Below are 4,233 nucleotides of genomic sequence, written 5' to 3'. Positions count from 1 at the left end.
CAGCGCCGAACAAGCACCTGCTGGCCACCGCGGCCGGCGCCTACATCCGCATCGAGGGCGGCAACATCGAGCTGGGCGCGCCGGGGACGGTTGAGTTCAAGGCCAGCAAGAAGGAGTTGGCGGGGGCCGCTCACGCGTCATTGGCGGGTATTGTATTGCCCGAATCGGAGCCGTTGAACAATGAGATGTTCGAGATTCTTGATGAAAACTCTGGCGAACCGATGCCGTGGGAGCCGTATCACATCATCGACCAGAAGGGCCGGGTCCTGGCTGAGGGACTGACCAACAGTTCGGGCGAGACCCAACGCGTCCACACGGCGGGGAAAACCAAGGTCAAGCTGGTGCGTGGATGGTCGAATGAAGGAAACCAGATCTGAAGGACGGTGGACAGATGGACAATGATCGGACGCTGGCAGAAAGCACTACCTCGCAGCCAAGGGATACCAGGGTACAGGCCAGAGTGGCGCCGGAGCCTTTGATCTTCCTGCGGCCACAGACCAATGAACTATATGTGTGCAGGATCGAGAATACGCCCACTGTATTGCGAGAGATTGCATCAATTGACGAATGGATGGCGCAGCTCTTTGCCGCGCAGGCGGTGACCCGGGAAACGGAACTGAAGCCGGATGTCAGTGAACAGGAACTCGACGCTGCATTGCGGAAGGAAGAGGAGGCGCGTGACAAGCTCTTTGATGAGCTAAAGGAGGTAAAGGGCTTTTCCGGCGGGGATGAAATGATGGAGCTAGTTATGCTGCCTAGTTCGTCGCAAGGCAACAGGTACCGTGGCAAGACTCTCACATACGTGCGCTCCTCGAAGGTGAAAAACCACTTTCGCTCCCACAAGCTTGCGCAGGCCGAACAGCCCGAGATGAAGTCGTTCCTGATGCGTGATGGAGCGAGTGGGAAATGGAAGCTGGATCGAGAGAAACTCTGGAAGTCCCTCCGCATAACTGCCGAGGAAACGAAGCTCGACGAGGAAATCGGAGAACTAGTCTTGTCCAAATGGGCAGACGAGGCCGTGCCGGACTTCGTGGAGCAGTTCAACAAGGATTTCAACTTCGAACGTGAGGCTGCCACTTCCGAAGAAGAGGAAGGCGAGCGGATGGTCGACTTCTCGGGAGGGGCAACATTTCTGCGCGCGTTTGCCACGGGAGAGACAAAAGTCGGTGCCAGCGTTTCAGGATCTTTGGCCGATGCGTTGAAAGGGAAAGGAAGCATCGATGCCAGCTACAAGGCCAAGGGCAATGCCTCTCTGGTACTTGCAGAGGGCAAGATCGGCCTGGACCTCTATCTGCCTGACAAGAGTGGGATGGAGCTGGCGCTGCCCGTTGCCGGTGGTGAGGATGCCTCATTGGGCTTCCTCCAGATCAAACTTGGAGTGGAACTCAGCGGCTTCGTAGGTGCCAGCATCTTGGCCGAAGGAGGGGTGGAACTGAAGGCCGGTGTCAATGCCAACGGGGAGCAGGTTCAGGGCATCCGTGGCGTACGCGCAAGGAGGCGTACAGGCGCGCGGATGAGGGATAGGAAGTTCAGTGTGGCACTTGAGCCGGAGGGCAGCGCCGGAGCGGATCTGAGCGCATTCGCCGGAGCGGAGGGCGTGCTTGGAATAAAAGGAGCCGCAAACTGGCTCAAGCCGACGACAAAGGATGAATTTGCCACGTTCGCGGATATTGCACCATCGATCAGTGGACAGGCAGGCGCAGGTGCTACGGCTGCATTTAAAATAGAATATAAAGAAAGGGTCTTGAGGGTGCATTGCAAGCTGGGTGCTTGCTGGGGGCTCGGGCTGAAAGGATCAGTGGATGCATCGGTTTCGCCTCTGACTTTACTGGAATTTCAGGCGTGGTTTTATTACCAGGTTATGAATGCGGGAAGCCGGAATCTACAGTATTTCGCTAAAGAGGCTTGGGATGTGTACCTGCGGATGCAGGCGCTAGCTGCGCTGGCTGGAAAAACAATTGTCGAATATTATGGGCAGACAAAAGATCAACTGGATGCTTTCTTGAGGGAATGGCTGGTCCGTAGGCCGAGGGAGCTCATTGCAGCCATAGCTAGCGGCGTAGCGCAGGCAAGGGAAATGTTGCCGGAAGTGCGTGCTTTCCTGCTTGCCCTTATACAAGATGCCTATAGGCGACTTCAGCAGATGGGTGAGGATGCATACGATGCACTGAAGGATATGTTCACCGCGACCGATGTTTTGACCGAGGATATCTATTTGGAGCGGGAGTACCGGAATGTCTTACAGCATGCGTCGCTCCAGATCGGTGAGTCAGGCGACGCACAGGGCATGGAATCCTTTCTGGCTGCGGTGCTTGGGCCAGGACGGGTAGATGAATTGCAGCGCCTCAAGCGTGAACCAACGCCTGGCTACTACGTAGTGCCGAATCGTGCCTTCGCCTATCGCCTACAAAGCGGTACACACGTCGCCTGGGAACAGCCATGGTGGGATGGGAGTAATGGCACGATGGTGGCGTGATCAACGCTAAGTGCGAGGTGTCACCATTTTGACGAATTCAGCGCGCACCGGAATGCAGCCCCGGTCTCCTCGCCGGCGAGGCGTTTCCCTTCGTCATCCAAGGCATATCCATCGCCCATGCCGCGGCGCGTGATCGTAAATCCCGTGCCATCTGCGCTGCGTCGCGTCACGTGCTCGGTGCCTTGCTTGGGTCCAGCGGGATCCAGCACAGGCTGTTGTTCCGGTGATGTCCGGTATGCTGCGTACCAGTCATTGACCCATTCTGTACCGTAGCCGATGAAGTCCATTAGGCCAGCAGGGTTCGGCCCGTAAAGCCCCGCCGGGCGGTTCGATAGCGGATCGGGACCGGATTTATCTCCCGCAATTTCGCCCAGCTGATTTTCGAATGCACTCGGGTCAATCTTCTTGGCATCGGCTTCCTCGATGCCCCAGGCGAAATCCCTGCCACCAGAGCGGGCACTGTATTCCCACTGTGCTTCCGTGGGCAGCGCAAATGGTTTCCCCGTCACTTCCCCGAGCCATGCGCAGTAATCATGCGCTTGCGCCCATGTCACGCGCACGGTGTAGTCGGGATAGCGAAGAAAGGAAAGGCCTTTTGTTTCGATATCGATCAGTGGCAATCCTTTGCTGCGGGTATAGGCATCGAACTCGGCATAGGTGACTCGATGCCGCTGGATCATGAAGTCGCTGAGCTTCACCTTGAAGGGGTTGTCGTCGGAGCGATCACTGGTAATCGGCCAAGGGTCGGCTTGCAGCCAGCCATAGTCGCCCATCACGAACGTTCCCCCCCCCACCGGAGCAAGTCCTTGTTTCGCGGCTTCGATGACATAGTTGTTGTCGGGTGAAGGCAAATTCGCGAGCGCGCGCCGGATCACTGATCCAATGGTTTCGTGATGTACCAACTGGAGTTCGTTCATCCTGCGCCATATCTGCGATGTTGGCGAGCGTGTTGATACTGCCTTGGCTACGAAATCCTCATCAAGAATTATCTGGCATTGTGGTGTCATTGGATTTCCCGCAGGCGAGAGCATGCCTTTGCATTCTCCCTTTCTTGCCTTCTCGGCATCCCGTTCGAACTGCGCCTGCAATCGCTTGACACCCTCGGCAAATTCTTCGGCGCTAAGCCCTCGGCGTTCGCCGCTGACTTGGGTATCCGTCTGGGCGAGAGCGAGCAAAGGATGCAGTGCAAGCAGGAACAGTGCCGCCGGGCGGTGACGTCTGGGCGAATTTTCCATGTGATGTCAACTCCTTCGGATACCAGGTGAGGGATAGTCTAGCCAGCTTGCGCATGAAGGAGACAATGCACATAGCCGCACTTCGTTCATCGCATCAAGCTTGACGCCATTGTCCTGGGAGATACATGAAATCCAGCTTAGCTATATGTTTGGAAGTCTTATTGTGCACAACGACCGTGACCTGGCCGACGCGGCGCACAGCCAGGGCGGCAGCGGCGGCTACCAGCAGCTTCGGCTGGACGACACCCCCGGCCAGGGCCGCGCGCAGCTGTCGACCACCCAGCAGCAGAGCACGCTGACGCTGGGCCACCTGAAAGGCGGCCAGGACAACGTGCGCGAGGGCGAGCGCGGCTACGGCACCGAACTGTCCACCCAGGCGCGCGGCAGCCTGCGTGCCGGCCAGGGCCTGCTGCTGAGCAGCGAGCTTGGCCGCCAGCAGCTCAGCGCCGAGCAGGCGCAGGCGCAGCTGGCCGAGGGCCAGCAACTGCTGCAGGCGCTGGCCGAGGCCGCGCGCGGGCAGCA

General features: G+C 58.1%; 3 protein-coding genes and 1 pseudogene. 3 read left to right on the top strand and 1 reads right to left on the bottom strand.

Going from position 1 to position 4,233, the window contains the following annotated elements; translation table 11 throughout:
• Both LRX76_RS18625 and LRX76_RS18620 read left to right on the top strand, forming a co-directional pair.
• Positions 1–377, top strand: a 377-nt coding sequence (locus LRX76_RS18625) for a DUF2345 domain-containing protein (protein WP_231807124.1), incomplete at its 5' end; no start/stop codon positions are given.
• 14 nt (positions 378–391) lie between these two features.
• Entirely contained in the window at positions 392–2,476 is a 2,085-nt protein-coding gene (locus tag LRX76_RS18620; protein WP_231807123.1) for a hypothetical protein, read from the top strand.
• Positions 2,477–2,496: 20 nt separating this feature from the next.
• On the opposite strand, the gene LRX76_RS18615 is transcribed toward LRX76_RS18620, so the two are convergent.
• The gene (locus LRX76_RS18615; RefSeq protein ID WP_231807122.1) at positions 2,497–3,711 is read right to left on the bottom strand and encodes an SUMF1/EgtB/PvdO family nonheme iron enzyme; all 1,215 of its coding nucleotides are present in this window, start codon (positions 3,709–3,711) and stop codon (positions 2,497–2,499) included.
• A gap of 199 nt (positions 3,712–3,910) precedes the next feature.
• On the opposite strand from LRX76_RS18615, the pseudogene LRX76_RS18610 reads away from it, so the two are divergent.
• Positions 3,911–4,233, top strand: a pseudogene (locus LRX76_RS18610) (type VI secretion system Vgr family protein); the annotation flags it as partial.

It is taken from the genome of Stenotrophomonas sp. MMGLT7, from assembly GCF_021168555.1.
Classification (GTDB): domain Bacteria; phylum Pseudomonadota; class Gammaproteobacteria; order Xanthomonadales; family Xanthomonadaceae; genus MMGLT7.
This window is presented reverse-complemented; position numbering and strand designations above follow the sequence as displayed.